This window comes from Dictyobacter halimunensis (assembly GCF_036245075.1).
In genome coordinates this window covers 1912270-1934989 of record NZ_BSRI01000002.1, presented here as the reverse complement: position 1 = coordinate 1934989, position 22720 = coordinate 1912270, and the positions used below count along the sequence as shown (strand labels likewise).

General features: G+C 55.1%; 17 protein-coding genes. 7 read left to right on the top strand and 10 right to left on the bottom strand.

Annotated features, from left to right (window positions below):
* Positions 1-299 precede the first annotated feature (299 nt).
* Both AABA21_RS22035 and AABA21_RS22030 read left to right on the top strand, forming a co-directional pair.
* Positions 300-1787: an aldehyde dehydrogenase family protein gene (locus AABA21_RS22035; protein ID WP_338253707.1), complete on the top strand. Its 1488-nt coding sequence runs from the start codon at positions 300-302 to the stop codon at positions 1785-1787.
* Positions 1788-1976: 189 nt separating this feature from the next.
* A complete protein-coding gene (locus AABA21_RS22030; RefSeq protein ID WP_338253706.1) occupies positions 1977-3767 on the top strand; it encodes an erythromycin esterase family protein in 1791 nt (596 codons plus the stop codon).
* Positions 3768-3773: 6 nt separating this feature from the next.
* On the opposite strand, the gene AABA21_RS22025 is transcribed toward AABA21_RS22030, so the two are convergent.
* Positions 3774-5036 carry a DUF4388 domain-containing protein gene (locus tag AABA21_RS22025; protein WP_338253705.1) on the bottom strand — a complete coding sequence of 421 codons (1263 nt, stop codon included), beginning with the start codon at positions 5034-5036 and terminating at the stop codon, positions 3774-3776.
* Between the two features lie 268 nt (positions 5037-5304).
* Between AABA21_RS22025 and AABA21_RS22020 the strand changes: the two genes are divergently transcribed.
* From AABA21_RS22020 to AABA21_RS22010, 3 genes are all read left to right on the top strand, one after another.
* Positions 5305-6012, top strand: a complete 708-nt coding sequence (locus AABA21_RS22020) for an SDR family NAD(P)-dependent oxidoreductase (protein WP_338253702.1) — start codon at positions 5305-5307, stop codon at positions 6010-6012.
* 532 nt (positions 6013-6544) lie between these two features.
* Entirely contained in the window at positions 6545-6982 is a 438-nt protein-coding gene (locus AABA21_RS22015; RefSeq protein WP_338253700.1) for a 6-carboxytetrahydropterin synthase, read from the top strand.
* Entirely contained in the window at positions 6979-8076 is a 1098-nt protein-coding gene (locus tag AABA21_RS22010; protein WP_338253698.1) for a glycosyltransferase, read from the top strand. The genes AABA21_RS22015 and AABA21_RS22010 overlap by 4 nt, the downstream gene beginning before the upstream one ends.
* A gap of 173 nt (positions 8077-8249) precedes the next feature.
* Here the strand turns inward: AABA21_RS22010 and AABA21_RS22005 are convergent, their stop codons facing one another.
* The 6 genes from AABA21_RS22005 to AABA21_RS21980 all read right to left on the bottom strand — a co-directional run bounded on the left by AABA21_RS22005 (position 8250) and on the right by AABA21_RS21980 (position 16522).
* A complete protein-coding gene (locus AABA21_RS22005; protein ID WP_338253697.1) occupies positions 8250-9650 on the bottom strand; it encodes a glutamine synthetase family protein in 1401 nt (466 codons plus the stop codon).
* Positions 9651-10122: 472 nt separating this feature from the next.
* Positions 10123-11025, bottom strand: coding sequence for an aldo/keto reductase (locus AABA21_RS22000; protein ID WP_338253696.1), 903 nt, complete (start codon positions 11023-11025; stop codon positions 10123-10125).
* A gap of 416 nt (positions 11026-11441) precedes the next feature.
* Complete coding sequence (locus AABA21_RS21995) at positions 11442-12722, bottom strand: M16 family metallopeptidase (RefSeq protein ID WP_338253693.1); 1281 nt, start codon at positions 12720-12722, stop codon at positions 11442-11444.
* Positions 12723-12806: 84 nt separating this feature from the next.
* Positions 12807-13508, bottom strand: coding sequence for a fused MFS/spermidine synthase (locus AABA21_RS21990; RefSeq protein WP_338253691.1), 702 nt, complete (start codon positions 13506-13508; stop codon positions 12807-12809).
* Positions 13509-13558: 50 nt separating this feature from the next.
* Positions 13559-15760 (bottom strand): tetratricopeptide repeat protein, encoded by a 2202-nt coding sequence (locus AABA21_RS21985; protein WP_338253689.1) that lies wholly within the window; start codon positions 15758-15760, stop codon positions 13559-13561.
* A 213-nt stretch (positions 15761-15973) separates the two neighbouring features.
* The gene (locus AABA21_RS21980) at positions 15974-16522 is read right to left on the bottom strand and encodes a hypothetical protein (protein ID WP_338253686.1); all 549 of its coding nucleotides are present in this window, start codon (positions 16520-16522) and stop codon (positions 15974-15976) included.
* 384 nt (positions 16523-16906) lie between these two features.
* Here AABA21_RS21980 and fmt point away from each other — a divergent pair, with 384 nt between their 5' ends.
* Both fmt and AABA21_RS21970 read left to right on the top strand, forming a co-directional pair.
* Positions 16907-17884: a methionyl-tRNA formyltransferase gene (gene fmt, locus AABA21_RS21975; protein WP_338253685.1), complete on the top strand. Its 978-nt coding sequence runs from the start codon at positions 16907-16909 to the stop codon at positions 17882-17884.
* Positions 17885-18740: 856 nt separating this feature from the next.
* Positions 18741-20021, top strand: a complete 1281-nt coding sequence (locus tag AABA21_RS21970) for an MFS transporter (RefSeq protein WP_338253684.1) — start codon at positions 18741-18743, stop codon at positions 20019-20021.
* 71 nt (positions 20022-20092) lie between these two features.
* Here the strand turns inward: AABA21_RS21970 and AABA21_RS21965 are convergent, their stop codons facing one another.
* Genes AABA21_RS21965 through ruvX form a run of 3 tightly spaced genes read right to left on the bottom strand, consistent with a single transcriptional unit; the run spans position 20093 to position 22632 of the window.
* The gene (locus AABA21_RS21965; protein WP_338253683.1) at positions 20093-20998 is read right to left on the bottom strand and encodes an undecaprenyl-diphosphate phosphatase; all 906 of its coding nucleotides are present in this window, start codon (positions 20996-20998) and stop codon (positions 20093-20095) included.
* Between the two features lie 34 nt (positions 20999-21032).
* The gene (gene mltG, locus AABA21_RS21960) at positions 21033-22139 is read right to left on the bottom strand and encodes an endolytic transglycosylase MltG (RefSeq protein WP_338253682.1); all 1107 of its coding nucleotides are present in this window, start codon (positions 22137-22139) and stop codon (positions 21033-21035) included.
* Positions 22140-22158: 19 nt separating this feature from the next.
* Positions 22159-22632, bottom strand: coding sequence for a Holliday junction resolvase RuvX (gene ruvX / locus AABA21_RS21955; RefSeq protein ID WP_338253681.1), 474 nt, complete (start codon positions 22630-22632; stop codon positions 22159-22161).
* Positions 22633-22720: the final 88 nt, after the last annotated feature.

Genomic DNA, 22720 nt, shown 5'->3' with positions numbered 1-22720 from the left:
TAAGAAAAGAACAGGGATAAAATCCTCGCTAGAAGAAACAATCACTACTCAACAAATTATTCCGCAGTCTGGTTGGTTGCTCTTGATAGTTAATAAAGAAAGAGGTGCGGTGGAAAAGTAGGGGATGGGCTGCCAGCCCATCCCCTACTTTTCCACCGCACCTCTTTCTCTTTTCTCACCGCCGCAGGCGGGGAGTGAGAGCCCCGGCTCTGATATAATATGTGTGAACATATTATATCAACAACCCCTTGTTCAAAGAAGAGCATCGATACATCATAGCCGACAGGAGACATCTATTTATGGTACAGACACCCTCGACTGAATCCCCCGTCTACCAGAACTTTATTGGAGGACAATGGCGACATTCACATAGTGGTGAAACATTTGTCAGTACAAATCCGGCCCATACCCAGGAGGTGATCGGACACTATCAGTTGTCAGACGCCACGGACCTGGAGGCCGCGGTTGAGGCGGCATTGAAGGCGCAGCGTAGTTGGGCCGCTACACCAGCGCCAGCGCGTGGCGACATCCTCTTGCGCACCGCCCTGCTGTTAGAGCAGCATCACGAGGAACTGGCTAATCTGATGACGCGTGAGATGGGCAAGATACTGCGCGAGACGCGCGGCGACGTTCAGGTCGCTATCGACGTGGCCAAATTTGTCGCGGGCGAAGGACGCCGAGCCGAAGGCGAGACGATTCCCTCCGCCCTGCCCGATAAGTTCTGCCTGACGATTCGCCAGCCGATGGGCATCGTCGGCATCATCACCCCCTGGAACTTTCCGCTGGCCATCCCCGCCTGGAAGACCTTTCCCGCCCTCCTGGCCGGCAATGCCGTGATCCTCAAGCCCGCCAGCGATACCCCCTTGCTGACCCTGAAGTTGGCTGAGATCTTACAGGAAGCCGGCCTGCCCGACGGCGTTTTTAATGTCATCACGGGTTCTGGCGGTATCCTTGGTGATGCCCTGGCCAGCCACAAGAAGATCAATATGATCTCTCTTACCGGCTCAAATGAGGTCGGGCGGCGCGTGGCCGAAATCTGTGGTCGAGACCTGCGGCGCTGCGCCCTGGAACTGGGTGGGAAAAACGCCGTGATCATCATGGATGACGCCGACCTGGATCTGGCCACCAACAACATCACGCTGGGCGCCTTCGGTACCACCGGCCAGCGCTGTACAGCGACCAGCCGTGTCATCGTTCATCGCGCAGCTTATAACCAGCTGGTGGACCGCCTGGTGGCAGCGGCCGAGCGCCTGCGCATTGGTGATGGCCTGGATGACCAGACCGAGGTAGGGCCGCTGGTCAACCGGGGACGCGCCAAAGCCGTCGATGCCTACACGCAGGTCGGCAAGCAAGAAGGCGCGCGCCTGCTAACCGGAGGCGCCACGCTCACCCAGGACTCCTATCAGGAGGGAGCTTTTTATCAGCCCACCATCTTTGGTGACGTATCCCCTGACATGCGCATCGCGCAAGAAGAGGTCTTTGGCCCCTTCCTCTCACTCATCCCGGTTGACTCCTACGAACAAGCCATCAGCGTCGCCAACTCAACCGAATACGGCCTCTCCACAGGCATCTTCACCGAAGACGCGCGCCTGGCCTTCAGAGCCATGCGCGACATCGAATCGGGACTGGTCTACATCAACGCCGGCACCACCGGTTCCGAAATCCACCTCCCCTTCGGCGGCATGAAGGGCAGCGGCAACGGCCACCGCGAACTGGGACCCGACTCCGCCAACGAATTCTGCGAACTCAAAAGCGTCTTCATCTCCTACCCCCCACGCAAACACTAAACATAAGTTGTTGCATAAGCAGAGAAGGATGGCAGCTCAGCTGCCATCCTTCTCTGCTTATGCTCTATATTCTTTAATTCTTGTATAATTTGATGTAAAAATATACCCAAAAGTATAAATACAACAAATAACAGCCATTGCTCGTATATAATATAGGGACTGTAGATGTGAAGGATTAGGGAGGGGAATATGCAAGAGCAGCACGTTACGGAGTTGGAAGAGGTGATTAACTGGTTAAAAGGATACGCGAAACCCTTCAGCAGTACACAGCCTGGAGGGGATAAGCGAGACCTTCAACCATTTATGGATTTTGTAGGTAGTGCTCGTATTTTGGCATGTGGTGAGGCAACTCATGGCACACATGAGTTTTTTACATTAAAACATCGACTCCTGGAGCTCCTGGTTCAAGAGAAGGGATTTACCCTGTTTGCCATTGAGGAGGGCTGGGTCGAAGCCCGGCGCATCAATGAGTTTGTCTGCTATGGACATGGCGACCCGCTCCGTCTGCTGGACGGTTTGCGCTTTTGGACCTGGAAGACGCAGGAGATGCTAGATATTATCCTATGGATGCGTGCGTACAATGAGCGACGCGGCAGCGCTCCTGCCATACAGTTTTGCGGCATCGACATGCAATCCTACGACCTGGCGATGCAGGACGTGTTGAACTTCGTACAGCAGGTTGATCCTGACTCGGTTGAGGAGGCCCACGAGCTTTATAGCACCTTCGGGGAGTACGCGGACCAGCCGGGGCGCTACGGAGAAGAGACGGCGCAGGTCAAGCAGACCTGTCAACTGCAACTGCAGCGTGTCTACGATCTCCTCAACCAGCGCCGTCCCATCTACGAACGGCTCTCCTCCGCCCGCGAGTTCGAATACGCGCTCCATGGTGCCCGCATCGTCATTCAGGCCGAAGAGATGTTCGCATCTTTCAACTATGAATTGCGTGACTGCTTTATGGCGGAGAATGCTATCTGGCATGTCGACCAGGCGGGCCCGGACGCCAAAATGTTCATCTGGACCCACAATGGGCACGCGGCCGCTCCGCTGGGCAACGAGCAGCGTAGATTTATGGGAACCTATCTGAGCGAACATTATCAGGATGACTTCTTGACGATCGGCATGCTCTTTTACCAGGGAAGCTGTAACGCGCTGCATCGCCTGCATCCCCGCGATCCACTGTCCTTGCCGGTGGGTCTGCCGCCGAAGGACAGCTATGAATATGCCTTCCATGCCGTTGGCCTGCCGCGCATGATGATTGATCTGCAAGGATTTCCTGATAGCGAGACTCGTAGTGCCTGGCTGTTGCAGCCTCACCTCTACCGCGCGATTGGTGCCATGTATGCGCCTGAGCAAGATTCCTCATACTGGTCGCTGATCGAACTGGCCTACGAGTTTGATTTTATATTCTACCTGAACGATTCTACTCCCTCCCGGCTCATCCATAACAGCCACTTACAGACCGGCGAGACGCCAAAGATTCACACCCTGATTTCGACGCGCCCAAGAAACGGCAACTTTGCGGCGGGACTGGCCTACTGGCTCTATAACACACCACGAGGCCATGAATGCGGTGTCGAGACCACTCAGGCCCACAGCGGCGACGCCTGCGCCTATCTGAAGTCACTGGAAGAGGACCCGCTGGTCTTTAGCACGCTTCACCAGTTGATCGGGGCGACCTCTTATCATAATCAGCGCATTCGCCTATCCGCATACATCATGGCAAAGCAGGTGAAGAGCGCGGCCGGTCTCTGGATGCGTATCGAGGGCCCAGGGGGTGCCCTGCGTTTTGATGGAATGTATGACCGGCCCATCACGGGCAGTAACGATTGGAAGCGTTATGAGGTCGTACTGGATGTGCCCGAAGACAGTACGCAGATCGTCTTTGGTCTCTACCTCTCTGGACGTGGTCAGCTCTGGTTCGACGATGTGGAGCTAGAAAGCGTCTCTACCAACGTTCCCACCACCGATAGACTGTATTGATGCGGATCAAGCATCTCCACGCTGGAGGGCAAACTGATCAAACATCGCCTCCCAGACCGCCTGATTCTCAATGCGTTCAAGGGGATTGGCGACACGCCCATTGATCATCTCAAAAATGCAGCTAAGCAAACGCTGGAGCACCATGGAGGCTTCATCATAGAAACCGGCTGCCTTCTTAATGTCGCCGTTGAGGATTTCATGGCAGAGCGCCGTGAAATTCTCGACGTCGATATGATTATGATCGACGCGGAACTCATAGCTACCCATATGCCAGAGATTCTCATTGATCATCAGCGTATGCAGGGTGCGCGGGTCGAGTTCAACTCCGTTGGCCCGGCAGGTCTCGTCCAGCGCATCCATGGTCCAGTTAATGAAGATGACCAGCGTTGACAGCTGTTCGGTTGGCGTATTTTTTGTCTCCCACTCCTGCTCCATACGGCTGATCAGGTTGAGTAGCTCGAAGTTCTCCAGGCGCAGCTTTTCAGCTGGATCGGGCAGGCGAACCTTGAGTCCGTTAAGGTGTTGCGTTTCCTGGTGTACAGGATAGATAAAGCGCTGCTGCGCGAGCTGTCCCAGGTCACGCGCCACATCTAGTTCGGGCCGGCGCAACGCACTGGCGATGCGTCGCACGCGCCGATAGAGGTTCACATGCGTGAAGAGCTCCAGGCTGCGAATATCAAAGCGCATGGCATAAGAGATGGATGGGGATAGCTGAAGTTGGGTGCGCATACCCTGTGGCAGTACTGTGATGAGCTCCTGCCATTCATCGCTATAGCGCACCATCTCCATGGTCGCTCGCACTACCTCAATATCCAGCGAGGCCTCGCCGTAGGGGAGCAGCTTGTGCACATTGGGACTGGCGATAAACTCATACTGACCATCACTCCACAGAGAGAGCTCGCGCGCCGTCCATAATGTCTTGGTACGCAATGCCTCGCGTAACTGTTGCTCTGTGATGACCTTCATCATCACCAGTCGTTCACCGATACGCTTGCCCAGGGGGTCCTGAAGTTGCTGGGCGTAGGCTTCTTCGATATGATGGTAGGTGGTCATTCCCAACTGCTGCAAAACATCACCCAATGCCAGCGCCCCCGGGTCCAGTTCTGCCGCATTGGCCAGCTTCCCTTCATTAAAATAAAGGATGCCTATGCGCCCGGTACTCTGTTTGAGATGAATCGCGCCCGTCATGCTGCCAAGTTCTACGATCTGTAGAATTTCTACCAGGCCAAAGTCATTCAGATTACCAGACAGGACGGTGTCCGTATTCATTCTCTCCCCCATAAGCCAGATGGTGCGCTTGATTGTAGTGATTGCCATGCAAATATCATGCAAATATATAGAAAGCGTCTGCCGAGGCACCTTTGAACATCTGTAATTTGCGCATTACACGTTCTCCATTGACGCGCCCATGCTCTGCATTATATCAGAGCCTTACCTTATTCAACAAGTTGCTGACATATGGCTCATCTTGATATATAAACGAATATTTATACGTACTTTTTACCATGGCTGGCTGCTATAATTTAGTATGATGAATATGAATGATAAAGTCGCTTTGATTACTGGTGCTGGCCGTGGAGTTGGGCGCGCGACGGCCCGTTTGCTGGCCCGGGCGGGAGCCCGGGTGATCCTGTTCAGCCGCACCGGGACGCAACTGGAAGAGGCCGTGGAGGAGATCACGAATCGTGGTGGTCACGCGCTGGCTTTTCGTGGGGATATCTCGCGCGAAGAGGATGTGCTGGCCGTCTTCCAGCACATCCAATCGGCGTATGGACGCCTGGACGTGCTGATCAACTGTGCCGCCATTGTGGCTGTAAAGCCGTTTCCAGATATGGATACAGCTACCTGGGACCAGGTGATCAATATCAACCTGCGCGGCACCTTTCTTTGCTGTCGGGAGGCCTTTCGTTTGATGATGGCGCAACACCAGGGCGTAATCATCAACCTCTCATCCCTCTCGGGCGTTAAAGGGGTTGAGAAGTTCCCCGGAATGAGCGCCTACAATGTCTCAAAATCCGGTGTGGCGGGACTGACCGAGATCCTGGCCGTCGAGGGGAAGCCGCATAACATCCGTGTCTGCGCGGTCAGCCCCGGAGCGGTGGATACCGAGATGCTGCGCCAGGCCGCGCCACATCTCAAAGCGGGCATGACCGCCGACGAACTGGCTGAGATCCTCGTCTACCTGGCTGCCGATACTGGTCGCATGTTTAGCGGTAGCAACATCGAGCTGTTCACCAACTCATAAGTCCCGTTTCTACCTGTTGATGCGCGCCAGCTTATAGGGAGGATAGTTGGCGCCTGCCAGGCCAGTTGGCGCGAGAACACCTGCTTCGGATACAAATTGTTGAGTATCCCGTCTGAGCTTACCAAACGTCAAATAGTAGAGAACACTAAATCAGGAGTCATTTTGTGTGTTGGCGCGACAGGGGTGCAATTGCGCCCCTGTCGCGCCAACACATAGTCAGTGTACAGGGAATAAATAGATGCTTTGCAATCTTGTAGATTATAGCAGGCCAGCCTTCATGTGCGCGGCTTAATAGCATGGAGTGTGTCTGCTTCTCATGATCATCGCCTGCAGCACGCCTGAGCTTTCGCACCTGTGGTGCTCACAAGTCCACGGTGTGTTGGTGCAGCAGGGGTGCGAAAGCGCCCCTGCTGCACCAACACACAAAACTAGCGCGGACGCGCGTGCGGAGGCGCGCACGTGTCCCCAACATGAGACGGAAGTCAAACACACCCATAGAGATTGGAAAATTATAGAGAAAGAGGATACTGACATGGTCTATCTGACCCGGCGTGTCACTTTCAGCGCGGCGCATCGCTTGTGGAGCAATCAACTATCCGACGAAGAGAATCATCAAATTTACGATAAATGTGCCAATCCCAATGGTCATGGGCATAACTATACCCTGGAAGTGACGGTCTATGGACAGCCAGATCCGAAGACGGGGATGGTCATGAATCTGACCGATATGAAGCGTATCACCAATGAGCAGGTGGTGGATTGGGTGGATCATAAGCATCTCAATCATGATGTGCCCTGGCTGGAAGGGGTGATCCCAACCGCCGAGTTGCTGGTGATCAAGTTCTGGGAACGGCTGGAGCAGGAGTTTCCCCCGGGCCTGCTTTATGAAGTTACCCTGCATGAGACCGAGAATAATAGCGCCAGCTATCGTGGGGAGCGCGCGGATGTACTGGAGGCGAGACTGCCATGAGGATAGCACTGGTGGCACCCCTGGTTACGCCGATCTCTCAACCGTTTCTGGGTGGATCGCAGGCCATGGTGGCTGATCTGGCTATGGGTATGGCGCAGCGTGGACACCAGGTGACGTTGTTCGCGCGCAGGGGCTCGTCTGTGCCAGGGATTCATATTGAGTCGGTGGCGGTACCCGAGCATGTCACGCCATCGAGCTTCGCGGAGCCGGGCAAAGAGCAATCACTCGATCCAGGATTTATGGCCCAGGCCAACGTTTTTCTGGAGCTCTACCTGCAGCTGCGCCAGCGCGCCAGGGAATTTGATCTCATTCACGCCCATGCTTTCGACTGGCCCAGCTTTGCCTGTAGTACGTTGATCACGGCCATCCCGGTGCTGCATACCGTCCACCTGCCCGCCATCTCGCCCGAAATCAACAACGTGCTGAGCGTATTGGAGCGCCAGCAACACCCGGTAAATCTGCTGACAGTTTCGCAGGCATGTGCCCGCGACTACGCGGACTACTGCACCTTCGATCACGTTATCTACAACGGACTGGATATCGAGGCGATCCCTTTCTCTGCCCACGTGTCCCCTGACGCACCACTTTTATTTGCCGGGCGCATTACGCCAGAGAAAGGCGTAGAGCAGGCGATCGAGATTGCCGAAATAGCCGAACGACGCCTGATTATAGCCGGTGGCATCTACGATCGCCGCTATCATGAAGAGCGTATCCTGCCGCGCATCGCGCGCAAGCCAGAGCAATTGACCTATGTGGGTCAATTGGACCACACCACGCTCTGGAAACTAATGACTGAGGTCCAGGGACTGCTGTTCCCCATCGCCTGGGATGAACCCTTTGGTCTGACGCCTGTCGAGGCCATGGCGGCCGGCACCCCTGTCATCGCCTTCCAGCGCGGCGCCATGCCCGAAATCATTCGGCATGGGCAGACTGGCTTCTTAATTCCCCCCGGCGATTGCCCCCGTGCCGCCGAAGCCGTCCAGCATCTCTCTTCTCTATCTCGTGAGGGCTGTCGCGCCCACGCCCAATCCAACTTTTCCCTACAACACATGCTCGACGCCCACGAAGCAATCTATCAACGCTCGATTAGCTGACCACAGCTAATCGAGCGTTGAAGTTTTAAATAAGCAGTTGATGCAAAAATGCAGTTCCGGGCATTGCCCGGAACTGCATTTTTGCATCAACTGCTTATTTAAGAATATGTGAGCGCCGAAGGCGCGTATCGTTATGGCCGAAGGCGCGAACCGCCGCACTGGCGCCCCCACTCTTAAAAAACAGGAAGATAACGCTCAATCTCCCAGTTATGAACCTGCTGGCGATACTCGGTCCACTCGATGCTCTTCGCATCGATAAACCCTTCATAGATGGTATCGCCCAGCACATCGCGGATCAAAGTATCTTCGCGCATCCCATCCAGGGCCTCGCCCAGGGTTGCGGGCAGCAGACGTGCCCGGGGACGCAGACGCTCTCCCTCGTCCTGCAGGAAAATATTCTCATCCATGGCCGGTGGCAGCGTCATCTTCCGTTGGATCCCATCCAGGCCAGCGCGTAGCATGACGGCCAGCGCCAGGTGTGGATTGCAGCTGGGATCGCTGCAGCGTAGCTCGATACGCATCGACGTCTGCGGATCTGTGCCGGGGCGCGGCACGCGGATCAAAGCCTGGCGATTAACGCGTCCCCAGTTGACGAGCACAGGCGCCTCATAGCCGCGCACCAGGCGCTTATACGAGTTGACCAGGGGGGCCAGGATGGCGCACATTGAACGGGCATGTGCCAGCTGGCCCGCGATAAATCCACGTCCAATTTCGGAGAGACCATATTCCGCGTGCTCATCAACAAAGACATTTTTACCCGTATCGGTACTGATTAATTGCTGGTGAATATGCAGCCCGGAGCCGTTGGTGCGGTAAAAAGGTTTGGGCAGGAAGGTCGCGTACAGGTTATGCTGCGAAGCGATGGCCTTGATAACGTACTTGGCGGTCATCAAGCTATCAGCCATACGCAGGGCATCACCGATCTCAAAGTCGATCTCATGTTGGCCTGGCGCCACCTCATGATGGCTGCTCTCAATTTTAATGCCCATGCTCTGCAGAGCATGCACCATCTCGCTGCGAATGGTCACCGTAAATTTGGTCGAGAGGTCAAAATAGCTACCGGGATCGTCTTGCAGGGGGACGGGCTTCTTATCTTTGACCTGCAGCAGGAAAAATTCTAATTCCGGGGCTACCTGATACTTGAAGCCCATAGCGCGGGCCTCCTCAATGGCCCCCAGCAGTGCTGCTCGTGGATCCCCTTCGAAGCGTTCCCCATCGGGTTCGCGTATATCGCAGATGACGCGTGCCACCGCTTCCCCCTCACTCTGAGAGTCTTGCAGGTGCGCATCAATGGTTGGAGCGGGACGTACCGTACCTGGCAACGCGGTAAAGGTTGAGAGGTCCGGATACAGATACATGTCGCTTTCAGCCACGCGGGCTATATTTTCAAGCGCGGAACCGTCAAACCACTTGCCGTGCCGCACACAATCGGCAAACTGCTCCACTGGAATAGTCACGCATTTGGCGACCCCTACTACATCGGTAAATTCCAGATTCACAAAACGGATGCGTTCGTTCTTAATGGTGGCCATGACCTGTTCAAAGCTGGTATGGTCCCCACGTTTGTCTGCCATGCTCTTTTGCTCCTTCGCGCCATTGCTGTTCTAGTATTAACGTCTACTTTGACATCTCGCTGATTACCAAATGCTTTTTCCTTTATCGCAAAAGGAGAAGACGACCCCAGGTGGTTGTCGCATCTACTTTTTTCGTATCTTCATTATACGCAAGCCAACTGCTGGTTGGAAGTGGGCATACTCGTCGCTGCTTGCCTGCCAGTGGCCTTCGCAAGAGGGTATGCACTACTTATAACGATCTACCTACATTGTATAGCATCAACGCCGAGAAGAGGGAGTTTTTTGAGGTCTTTTTTTGCTGGTTGATTTCAATGTAAGCGAACAAGAGGAGGGAAATGAAGCCCCGAAGGAAATGACCACCGTAGCGCCCCTTGCGGGCGCTTGCCGCGCAGCGGCCCCGTACCCGGCCGCAATGCCTCTTCCATCCTTGCGGGCGACATATGCCGCCCGCAAGGGTGAACGTGATAAGGGATTATTCGAGACCCAGCCAGTGCTGGTCGGCCCGCTGTTCCCAGATGGCGCGAATCTCCTGGTATTCTTCGTCCGAGAGGTTGCCGGCGGAGATCAAGGCGGCGTTCTGCGCGTAGCGCGTGGGATTGGTGGTGCCAACAATGGCGGTATGCACACCCGGAGTGCTCAGGGTGAAGCGCAGGGCCATCGCCAGCGCCGTGGCGGGTCCGCTCTGCAGGAAGTCATACTTGAGCTGCTGCAGGCGCTCCCAGTAGGAATATCCATATGCGCTTTTGTCGATATTTGGATCGGTCCAGGCCGCGTTAGCGATGGGTCGCTTGGCGATTACGCCCATGTTGCGCTCAATGGCCATCGGGACCGTGAAATCGATCGTCTGCTGGTCCGCGATGTTGAGCGAGGTCTGCAGGGTATCGAAGGCGTCGGTGCGAATGGCGTAGCGAGCGTTTTCATTGGTGCCGCTATAGCCGATGTAGCGCGTCTTGCCCATGCGCTTGGCTTTTTGCAGGACGTTAATAATCTCGCCCTGGCGCAGCACTTCCAGAGGACAGGTATGTATCTGCAGCAGGTCTACATGGTCGGTTCGTAGCCGTCGCAGGCTGCGATCGATGCTGGCCTCGATGGTGCGTGGGTCCCAGTCCTCGAAATCCTCCAGGCCCTCGCCCGAAGCATGGCCGCACTTGGTGAACAAATAGTAGTCGTCCCGACGCGTGGAGACCGCGCGGCCGATGAGCTCTTCGCTATCACCATAGCACTCGGCTGTATCGATAACGTTTAAGCCCGCGTCGAGGGCGCTACGTAAAATCTCGTCTACTTCCGCCACCGTCGTACCCGATCCAATTTCTGAGCCACCAAATCCCAGCACACTGACCTGCATATCTGTTTTACCAAATTGTCTCCGTTCCACGTGAAACTCTCCTTTGTATTCTGCTAATAAGACAACAATGCCACCTGGTTTTTATGAAGTTTGTTATGGTATTGTATTTTGCATGCGCTAGATGCATGCAAAATACACCTCACTTTTTAAAGCACATTTTTGTGTAGTTGGAGCAACGCAGATGGGTGCGAATGCACCCATCTGCGTTGCTCCAACTACACAAAACAGGTGAGCGCCATAGGCGCGTAAAGTCAGGGGCCGCAGGCGCGAAACCTATCGCATTCAAGCGCTTTCTAAAGGGGAAGATAGTCTGTAAGCATTTCACGCCATAAAAGTAAGAGCACCCGCCCCAGAGGGAGTGCTCTTACATAATTTCATGCTTCTGCTATATTAACGGGCCGAGACTGTGAATAGTTTCAAGCGATGGCGCCGTGTCATTTTGTCTCTCAGGACAGGGTGTTGCCGACAAGCTCTTCCTGGGACAGGGGTCCAATGGCCGCGATCGTCAGCGGATGGACCGGCGAGTAGCGCTGCAACATGCTCAGGACCTGTTCCTGGGTGACCGCGTCGATGGCATCTTTGATCTCCTGAATGGTTTTGATCTGGCGCTCATACCACCAGGAGCGGAGGATGGCACTCATGCGCGATCCCGAACCCTCGCCTCGCATTACGTTCTCGCTCTTCAGCTGTACCTTGGCGCGCTCCAGTTCATCGGCGGTAATGCCGTCTTTCTCAAGCTTGCGCAGTTCGTTGACGATGACTTCCAGGCATTCGCGTCCCTGTTCAGGCGTGGTCCCCGCATAGATGCGTAGGGCGCCGATATGCTTATTGCCCGACAGGCCGGCGGATACACTATAGACCAGGCCGCGCTTCTCGCGAACCTCTACGAAGAGGCGGGATGCCATTGAGCCACCGAGCACCTCGGCTGCCACCATAGCTGCGTAGTAGTCCTGGTCAGTATAGTTGGGGAAGGGCACCATCATGGCGATATGTTCCTGTTTGCCCTCGCGGAACTCCAAAGAGATGCTTTGAGTGGGATGCGGCTCCTGCTCGGGCGAGGGCGCTGCCTCCCCCTGCCAGTTGCCAAAGAGACCCTGCATGCGTTCCACGACGTGGTCCCAATCAAATTTGCCCGCGATGGAGAAGAGCACATTATTGGGTTGGTAGCGGGCCTGCCAGAAGTCGCGTAGATCCTGCCGCTTTAACTGGCGCACCTGTTCGTCCGTTCCCAGCACCAGGCGGCTAAGCGCGGTCCCCTTATAGAAATTGGCGCGCACCAGTTCAAAGATGCGGCTCATCGGCTCGTCGTCGCGGCGGCGAATCTCCTGCAGGACCAGGTTGCGCATCTGCTCTAATTCGCTGTTGGGAAAGGTCGGGTTGAGCAGGACATCATGGAAAAGGTCCAGGGTGGCGTCAAATTTGGTATTGACGATCTGCCCCCACACCATGGCCGTCTCCAGGCTGGTGCTGGCCCCTTTGCGTGCTCCTAACGATTCAAAGGCTTCATTGAGCGCGCGTGCATCTTTCGTTTTCGTGCCCTGAAGGAGCATATATTCAAAGAGATGAGCAAGCCCCTGCTTCTCTTCAGGCTCGTGGACGACGGCTGCATCCAGCTGGAAGCCAAAGCTGATCGAGCTCAGACTGGGCATATATTGACCTATGAGTTCAATGCCATTGGGTAATGTGTGATTGAAATAGTTGGGTGGTAACCCCTGTTGGTCACTCATCTATCGGGACATCCTTTCTTAGACAGGAGCGGAGGCCGCACATGGAAACATGGTTAGTATATCACAAGGGAATGGCAAAATGTTTTAAATACCCTGTTGCATGTCTTGCCCCGCCTGTTTGCTGGTGCTGAGTACGCCTACCACCGAGATGAGCAGGAGCACGAGCCCGGTGCTCAGGAAGGTGAGCTTGACCCCTAGATAGGGTAGCAAGACCAGTACAGGTAGAAAGGTACCCAGGATGCTGCCCGCCGTCGAAATCGCGTAGAGCAGACCAGAGACACGACCGGCGCGGCCCACCTGCTGAATGCGAATGCGAATAGAGTATGGTGAGACGCAGCCTAGCAGGATGGTTGGCAGCGCGAACAGGACGACCACGGCAAGCAGTGAACCGTAGAGCACTCCCACGTCATATGAGGCAAAGGTCAACTGCGCCCAGCTTAATACGGGTCCCGCGATCAGTGGAATCAGCAGGATCAGCAGCGAGGCCGCTCCCGTAATATAGTAGAGGTAGACCGGGCGTGGATAGCGGTCCGATAGCAGTCCTCCGACGTAATAACCGACCGTCAGGTAGAGCAGGATAAGACCAATGATACTGGCCCATACGAATAACGAATCGCCAAAGTAGGGTGATAGCAGCCGCGAGGCGGCCATCTCCACTGAAAGCGATGCCGCTCCAGCGAGAAAGACCAATAGGAGAAGCAGCCAGCCCTGGAAGGAGGCAGGTTGAGTAGTCTCAATACTCTCCGTGGCGGCTTGCTTCTCTAGCGGGCCTGTAGTAGTGGCCATGCGATGAAATCCTCTTTCGTCTCCAATGGATAATCAGGTAGTGTCTGGGCTTATTGTCGCATATCTGGCGCTACAAAGCGAGAGAGTACCTCCGGCTGTATATCTAATGCCTCTGAACAGAGCCGGGTGTATCTCTCCGATCCCATCTTTTGCTCAATGGCGACCAGGAAGCGCTCCAGCAGGGAGGCTGTGGGATCGTGTAGCGACAGGCGCATCTGCAGCGCCGCGAAGAGCACTGCCAGCGCCTCTTTTTGCTGGCGCTGTTCATATAGTAACATGCCGAGATTGGTGAGAATCATTCCGGTATACTGTTGATTGCGCAAGCGCGTGGCCAGTTTGAGCGCCTCAACGTAGTTGTTATAAGCCTGGGTGTAGTCCCGCTCTTGCTGCGAGAGCAGGCCTAGATTGTGCAGGGCGACGCTTTTGAGCTGTAGATCGGGCTGCGCCTCCATGAGCTTGAGCGCGTTTTCAAAGTTCTGGCGTGCCTGCTGGTGCTCGCCACGGATGCGCAGCAGTTCTCCCTGGTTGGTCAGCGTAACGGCCTCTCCATGTTGATTGTTGCCGCGCCGTTGCAGGGACAGGGCCTGGTCAAAATAGACCTTGCTCTGTTGATACTCGCCGATGCGACCGTAGAGTGTGCCTACATGGCTGGCGACTCTCCCCTCGTCCTGCGGTTTTAGTGTACCAAAGGGTGGTAGCATCGCTGTATACAGACCGATCAATGTATTCCATGCGCCCCACTGCACCATGCTCTCGTGCAGGCCTTGCTGGAACAGGAGATCGCAGGCATGCTGCCAGCGGTGTCCCAGGCAGAGGTGGCGGAGCGTGGTGATAATGGTCCCGATATCTTGCAGGCTGGTGCGTTGCTCGCGTGGAGGGCATTTCTCGTGGATCATGTGCTCATAATACGCCGCTACCTGGACATGGCCGGCGATCAAGGCGTTTTGTTGTTGCTCGGCCTGCTCGGGACTGGGACCTTTCGCATGTTTATCAGGCCACGGGGGAACCTTGCTATCTTGCCCCTCATGGCTGATATCTTGCATGAAATGCTCCAGGGTATACTGGCGCAACAGTGGATGCAGCGCAAAGGTTGGGGTGTTATCTTTATTCGCGACCAGCTGGATGACACCCACGCGGGTTAGGGTCTGAAGCTCCTGCTCAAAGGCTGTAATGATATGTTCTTGTCCCTGCCGTTGTTGAGACTCGATGGTATCACCGGTGATGGTCATAAAGATGCCTTCCTGGGGAACCGGCTCATGAAAGAGGCTGAGGGCATGGATGACGGCATTCTGGGTTGGATTGAGAAAGTAGTGGATGGCGATAATCAGGTTGGTGATGACGTCGCCCGTCCACAATGGTCGGTACTCGGGCGCGTTTAACAGCTGGTTGAGAGAGATGCCACTAAGATGGATTAACGCGCTGCAGAGCACCAGTGTATAGGCATGCCCCGCGCAACGCTGCCAGACAAATGAGATATCTTCAGGGGCTCCCTGGACACCTCGCTGCTGGAGGAGTGCTACTCCTTCGGGCAGGCTGATGCGCGTGACCAGGTACGAGCGCACACGTGGATTGCTGATCTTATTTTCATCGTAGGGGGAATGATAGCTGGTCAGCAGGATGCGGCTGAAGCCCAGGTCGGTCTGCAGCATATCCAGAAAGAGCGTGAGCGCGCCGCGCCCCGCCACGCCCTGATTGGTCTCGGGGTGAAGAAGCAGTTCAAACTGATCCAGCACGATCAATGCGCTTTCCGAGGGGCGGCGCAGGGCGCGTAGCAGCGCCGATATCTGCTGCTCGGGTTTGAGCAAAAAGAGCCCCTCATCCGGCATCTCTATGCCCGCCAGAATAGCCGCGATAATGTTTGGCAGCGTCGTATAAGTCCCGATGGTCAGCCAGACGAGGTATTTGGGGGCCGGCATACCGTTATTCCTGGCCATCTGCAGGCGCCGAAAGAGCAAGGCCGCCAGCATCGACTTACCGGTACCGGGTGTGCCGATCAACATAACCGCGCTGGTTTGCGCATCACTGAACATCTGTTGAACCGTATTGATCTCATCAGTACGCTGCATCGTCGTCTGGGGATCGAGCAGTGGTGGGGTGATCGCGTTCAGGTCAAAGGTGAGCATCTTCGGTTCCCTCTGAACTGTTTCGACTGGTATCGGTGTCCGTGAAAGCACCGTATTATAATTGGTTGAAGGCAGCGGGGCCAGAGATTGGTTAGAGGTAGCTCTGCCTTGTTGATCCCCCTGGTGCATGAACAACTCCTTCTTATAAACACTACAATGCACCTATAGCATAACCGAATTGTGCCCTCTGGTATTAAAATAGCCTGAAAGTCCTTCTTTCGCTGTCGTGAAGTAGAAAGCCAGTGCTATTATCCCACTCCCTCATCCGCGGAGTTGGCGGTATGGTGTGGACGCGCACGTGCGCGTCCACACCATACCGCCAACTCCTTGAAAAATATCCTTCTATTGAAGTGTTTCCTGGCCCACCAGCTGGTCAAGCTGGTTATAGAACTGCACCAGCAGGGGAAACTGGATCTTGTTATCGTGCGCGAAAAGTATAATGCCGTTGCTAACCGTATCCTCGAAGTGATGTCCGGCGGCATCCTGCAGGTGCACGTGCGAAATCTCGGAACCGTTCTGGATGACTTTCCCTCGTGCCCAGAATGGGCCGGCGGGGAGCTGTTCCCAGACCAGTTGCAATTGTGGTTGAGAATCAGCGTTTGGGGGAGCTTCTCGCAGTGGATTCCACTCGTCAACCATGACGGTGCTTCCCAGGACCTCCCATTGGTGTCCGGCGTCTTCTTGTACGAGCAGCGTCTCTAACCATTGCTCGTGTGCCTGGTTTTCATATTGAATAACATGCATCTGGTAGTGGGCAGCAGAGTGGGCCTTGAGGAACTGGATCGTTTCAGGTAGGATGCTCGTGCTGGCAGGCCCAAAGATGGCTTCATGTAAGGCTTGAGAACGTGGAATATGTTGAATGATGGCTTCTTGGGGTGATGACCAGGACATAGCGATCTCCTTATCTATGATGTATCGGGCGAAAAACGACGCTCCACTAGATTATTGAGTTTGAAGAATGCGATGCATATTAGAGAGTATATACCAAAAAGAAAAGTTGTACAGGTATATTATGTGACTTATGTCCATGTTGGGCCCTTTCGTCATAAGCGCGAGAATACGGTAATGCGCGAGTTATAATGATAGCTACAAGGTGGTTAAACCAGCCACTCAGGCCGATAAAAGGGCATTCACCTATTGTTTGCATGCGCTAGCGTATGAATTTTGAGGGATGTTCTTTCGTATCAAAAAATGTATACTCGAAAATGTATACTCGAAAAAGCGATTGCGTGGATGCTGCGCGAAGATGTTTATTGATGTAGAGGGGGACACTGTATGTTACGAATTATCTATATGGGGACGCCGCATTTCGCGGTTCCGGCCCTGGAGACCTTGATTAAGGGAAGGGCGCCAGGCGAGATTTTGCCTGATGGCTATGAGATTGCGACGGTGATTACGCGCCCGGATAAGCCTGCTGGTCGTGGGCGGGGCGTGGTCTATTCGCCGGTGAAGCAGGTGGCAATGGAGCATGAGATCCCTGTCTGGCAGCCGGGCTCTTTTAAGAAGCAGGCCAATAGCGATGCGCTGGCGGAATACAAGGCGGACCTGTATATCGTGGCGGCCTTTGGACAGATTCTGCCGCAGAAGGTGCTGGATCAGCCGCGCTATGGCACCCTGAACATTCATGCTTCGCTGCTGCCCAGGTATCGCGGTCCCGATCCGATCGCTGAGGCAATTATTCAGGGCGATCACGAGAGCGGGGTATCTATCATGCTATTGGACGCGGGCATCGATACCGGCCCGGTACTGGCCAGGTACGCCGTCCCCATCGATGCCGAGGAGACCACCGGCAGCCTGACCGGCAAACTGGCCGAACTGGGTGCCCAGGCCCTGCTCGAAATTCTCCCACAGTGGGTTGAGAGCAAAATTACCCCTGAGCCGCAGGATGAGGGACGCGCTACCCATACGCACATGCTCACCAAAGAAGACGGTCTGATCGATTGGACACGGCCCGCGGCGGTGCTGGCCCGCAAGATACGCGCCTACCAGCCGTGGCCCGGTGCTTATACGCACTGGCGCGGCAAACTGCTAAAGATCATCAGCGCCCAGCCACTCAGCAACGTAGAATTAACCGTGGCAGCCACACCGGGCACCGTCAGCATCCGAGAAGAGGCCGGACATAAAGTGCTCGTCGTCACCACCGGATCAGGCCTCCTGCTGATCAAGCAGCTCCAACTCGAAGGCAAAAAAGCCCTTGGCGTCGATGAATTTTTGCGTGGTTACGCCAACATCGCCGGTGAAACATTAACATAACCCCACCCCGCACAGGCGGCCGCGGGAGGTATTTGTGTGTGATGGAACAGGTGCGCATTCGCGCACCTGTTCCATCACACACCATCCATAGGTTCGGAGTTCGCCTCCGATTGGGTGCCATTCATGTTTTTGCAAAAAGATAAGATAGCAAAACCGGAACGCCCCCCGAAAACCGCAATGCCCCCGGAAACCGCAATGCCCATGTAGGGTCGACCTTCAACGGTCGACCGGGCTGCCAGCGCCAGCGACGGCAGCCCTCGTGCCCCCACGACACCTCTTCCCTTGTCTTCCACGCCCGCCCACGTGGTTCCCGCCCGCCAACGTTGCGCAGGCGTACCCAAAAGCGAGCGTTCCTCCTGGGGTACCACGTGGGGCGAGATGGTTTCCACGAGAAGCCGAACCGGCCGGGTACGTGGCCCGCAAGCGGGCCGGACGACCGTTGAAGGTCGACCCTACATGGGTGTTTCTCGTTGGTGGGGCGTTTCGTGTTTCTTGTCGCCTTCTCTTTTTGCAACAACATGAATGACACACCCCCTCCGATTATCGGGATTGTAAAAAGGTGCATTTTCCGGTAATATAGAAGAGATACATACATCGAAAGATCGGAGGTGCCCCGATGGGTACCAGCTTCATCGTTCTCGCATAAGTGCCGCCGCGCTCATGTGAGACATCAATCTCTTCTTGATTAATGACGCAGACCTCAAGTTTACTCAGGGCCCGTTTGCTTCTGACCCTGTAGTAGCACATGTCCTCACCCTCTGAGAAGCGTGCCTGCGGCACACTATCCCTTTTGCTGCATTCCGTGCGCTGCGGAAGATTTTTTGTTGTGCCCAAAGCATTTTTCAGGGAGAGGAATATGGATCAGGAGACCTTAGCCTCGCGGCCAGAGGAGAGCACTCCAGTTGCCAGTCGGCGTTCGTTTTTCCTGCGGCAGCCGCAGTTTAGTCTGCTATGGAGTGGTCAGACGCTGTCGAAATTTGGCTCATACATTTCAGGATCAGGTCTGCCACTGATTGCCATCCAGTTTTTACAGGCCAGCCCATTGCAGCTGGGATTGCTGGTGGCCTGTAATTCGCTGCCCGTTTTGTTGATCAGCCTGTTCGCTGGCGTCTGGATTGATCGCTTACCACACCGACCGGTAATGATGCTGGCGGACCTGGGACGGGCCGCTCTGCTTTGTATCATCCCGCTGCTCTATCTGTCTGGCGTCCTGCGCATAGAGGCACTATACCTGGTGACGCTGGTGGTTAGCGTCTGCACGATCTTCTTTGAGGTGGCGTTCCGCTCACTGCTTCCCGCGCTGTTGCAGGAGGACGAGCTAATCATCGGCAATGGTCGCCTGGGTGTCAGCGACGCCCTGGCAGAGATCGCTGGGCCGCCGTTCGCCTCCTGGCTCTTGCAGCTACTCAGGGCTCCTCTGGCCCTGCTGATCGATGCCAGTACCTTTGTTATCTCGGCGTGCTGCATCTGGCACCTGCGGCTTCCTGAACGTCCTGCAGCGACCGTCACCGAGCGTTTATCGATCTGGCACGATCTGCGTGATGGATTGCGCTTCCTGCTGGGTCAGCCGAAGCTGAGGGCCATCGCCGCCTATACCGCTCTTTTTAACTTCTGCGGAGGCACCTTCGCCACCCTGTACATGCTGTACCTCCTGCGTACCCTGCGGCTATCGTTGCTGGACTATGGACTGGTCGTGATGATGGGGGGCATCGGCAACCTGCTGGGGGCGTGGCTGGCGGTCAGGGTCGCGCGCCGCTTCGGTCCTGGTCGATCTATGATTGGCGCGACGCTGCTGTTCGGGGTGATGGCTGTGGTCACGGCCCTGGCCGCTGGCCCCACCTGGCTGGTCGTCGCGATCCTGATGCTGACCCAGCTCATGGGCGATTGCGCGCTGACCATCTATATCGTCAACGAGATCAGTTGGCGGCAGAGCACGGTCCCCGAGGTATTGCAGGGGAGGATCAACTCGTGTATGCACCTGCTGCAGGAGGGGATCGGCCCGCTGGGGGCGATCGAGGCGGCCCTGTTCAGCCAGCTTATCCATGACATCCGCCTGACGCTGGTATGCGGCGCCATCGGCATGACCATGGCTTCATTCTGTCTGCTGCTATCCCCATGGAGGCGCCAATACCCCTAGCGAGAGCACAAACTAAAACGGCCACCGCGTCAAAGAACGTCGGATGGCCGTTTTGGTTGCTGCCGCTATGTTTAGACGTGCAGGACAAAGGCAAAGAGAAGCAGGGTAATCAGCCCGGCTGCCCAGCAATAGTAGGCAAAGGGATCGAGGCGCCCCTTTTCAAAGTATTTGGTCAAAAATGCCGTACTCAAGTAGGCAGCGACACCGGAGAGTATCATGCCGAAGATGATCAGCCAGAATGGAAACTGGCTCTGATGGAAGAGTACAGGAACCTCAAGCGCTGAGGCGGCCAGAATGACCGGCGTGCCGAGCAAGAATGAGTAGCGGGCCGCGTCTTCGTGCGTCAGGCGTACACCCAGCCCGGCGACGATGGTGGTGCCGGAGCGCGAGAAGCCGGGAATCAATGCCAGCGACTGCGCCAATCCGACTAGCAAGGCTTCTTTAATCGAGAGCGTCTTGAGCGAGCGGAAATGCGCCTCGCGTTCCCGTGGCGGCAGCGAAGCGAGATTGGCCTCGGCGCGGCGGCGCATGGCTTCACCGATGAAGAGGACCGAGCCATTCAAGAAAAGGAACGCGGCTACGATCTGTGGCTCTGAAAATAAGTTTTCTAATTTATTTTTGAGCAGGAGTCCCAGCAGACCGGCCGGGATGGTTCCCAGGATAATGAGCCAGCTGACCCATTCTTCGGTGCCGCGCGTAATCTTGCGGGTGACAGCGACGTTGCCTATGGTTTTAAGAACCTGGAGCCAGTCGCGCCAGAAATAAATGATCAGGGCTATGCTGGTGCCCAGGTGCAGGGCCACCACCACCGGTAGAAAGCAGCTTTTGCCACCACAGGCGGTGCCCCCGGCCAGGTCGCCCCAGCCCACCAGGCTAGGAATGATAACGGTATGTCCCAGGCTGCTGATGGGGAATAGCTCTGTTACACCCTGTAACAGAGCCAGGACAACCGTTTTAATAATCTGCATTAAATCCATAGTATAGTAAACTCTCTTTTAATAGAAACGCTCTCTATCGAGTGCCGCCATGTTTAGCCATCTCTGCGTTAAATTCATCCAGGGTTGCCTGGAAATAGGTTTTCCCATCGTCTTTAGCCGCAAAGAAGAAGATATAGTTCGTATTGGCTGGATTGGCGGCAGCCTTCAGACTGTCCAGGCCCGGACTACAGATTGGTGTAGGGGGCAGGCCCGTAACAATGTAGGTGTTCCATTGACTATTGGACGCGATCTTGCTGCCACTATCAGCCAATGGCTGCCAGTATGTGGTTGGCGGATTCTCGGTATCGCGCGCGTATTGAACGGTGGGATCGGCCTGCATCTTGCCGCCACCTGTCTGCTCTTTACCATTTGCGGTATAGATGCGGTTCCAGTATACGCTAGCGATCTTGCTCTTATCGTCGTGGATGCCAGCCTCACGCTCGACGATTGAGGCAAGGGTGAGAAAATCGTATAGCTTCATATTATGTTTTTGAGCCGCCTGATCCAGATGATATTTAGCGATATTATCAGACATCTCTGTTAACATAGCATTAATGACATCTCGAGCTGTTGCCTTTGGCGAAAGCTCATAGGTATCGGGGAAGAGCAAGCCCTCCATACTGCCATTTTCAGGAACGCTCTTGAGAATGGGATACTTGCCGGCATCGGGAAATTTATTGATATGCTTGGTGTAGGTCAAAAATTGCGTCTTGCTGAAATTGGGCAGATTAGAATTTGCAGTCGAGTTGGCGATCTCTTCGAGCCGCTTGCCCTCTTTGACCAGCACCAGGATCGCGTCCGGGCGGCCATTCTGCAGCGTATCAATAATGCTGCTGATGGTCATATTCGGGCTGAGCTGTTTATACACGCCGGCTTCCAGCTTGGTGTCTAAACCCTTGATGCGGGCCCAGATAGTAAAGGCGAAGGCGTTGCGAATGAGGCCCTTGCTCTGCAAATCATTGGCGATTTCTGGCGTCGTCTCGCCCGGCTGGATATCAACTGTCACATTACCCGGGGTATTGCTCATGGGCCGCATAAAAATATCAGTGACATTATTCCAGACAAGAAGTACCAGTAAAAAGATCACCACTCCTACAACAAGGACTGAAAGAAGGGCTGCTCGTGATCTAGGTCGTCTCATGCTTTGTTCCCCTTATGGATTATTTACCCAGGTGATCCAGGTAATCCTGAAGAATGACTGTCGCGGCTAATGCATCAATTTCGTGACCGCGCCGACGTTTCTTGCCCTGAGGACGTTGCCGCCCACCATCACGTTTCTGATGCCTCTCCCTTCCATCCTGACCACGTTGCGTAAGGAGGCGCTGAGCCTCAACCGTTGAGAGCCGCTCATCCCAGAACGTCACTGGGAGCGTGATATGCTGCTTCATACGCTCGACAAAGGCCTGTATTCTTTGCCCCTGACCATGGATCTGTCCATCCAGGCTGATAGGCAATCCTACCACAAGGCTCTCTGCCTCAAGTTCATTGATGAGCTCTTGGATGGCTTCCCAGGTCTTTTGTTCATTGCGGGTCACATGAATGGTCTTGTACGGAGATGCTAAAAAACCGTTGGTATCGCAGGTTGCAACCCCTATGCGAGCCTCTCCGACATCCAAAGCTATCAATCGAGTCATATAAGTATGTTCCTGACACTCCTGGACTGTTATGTTATTCGAGCTGTGTAAATAATCCTTTTATCAAGATGTATCGGCCGCCGATGCT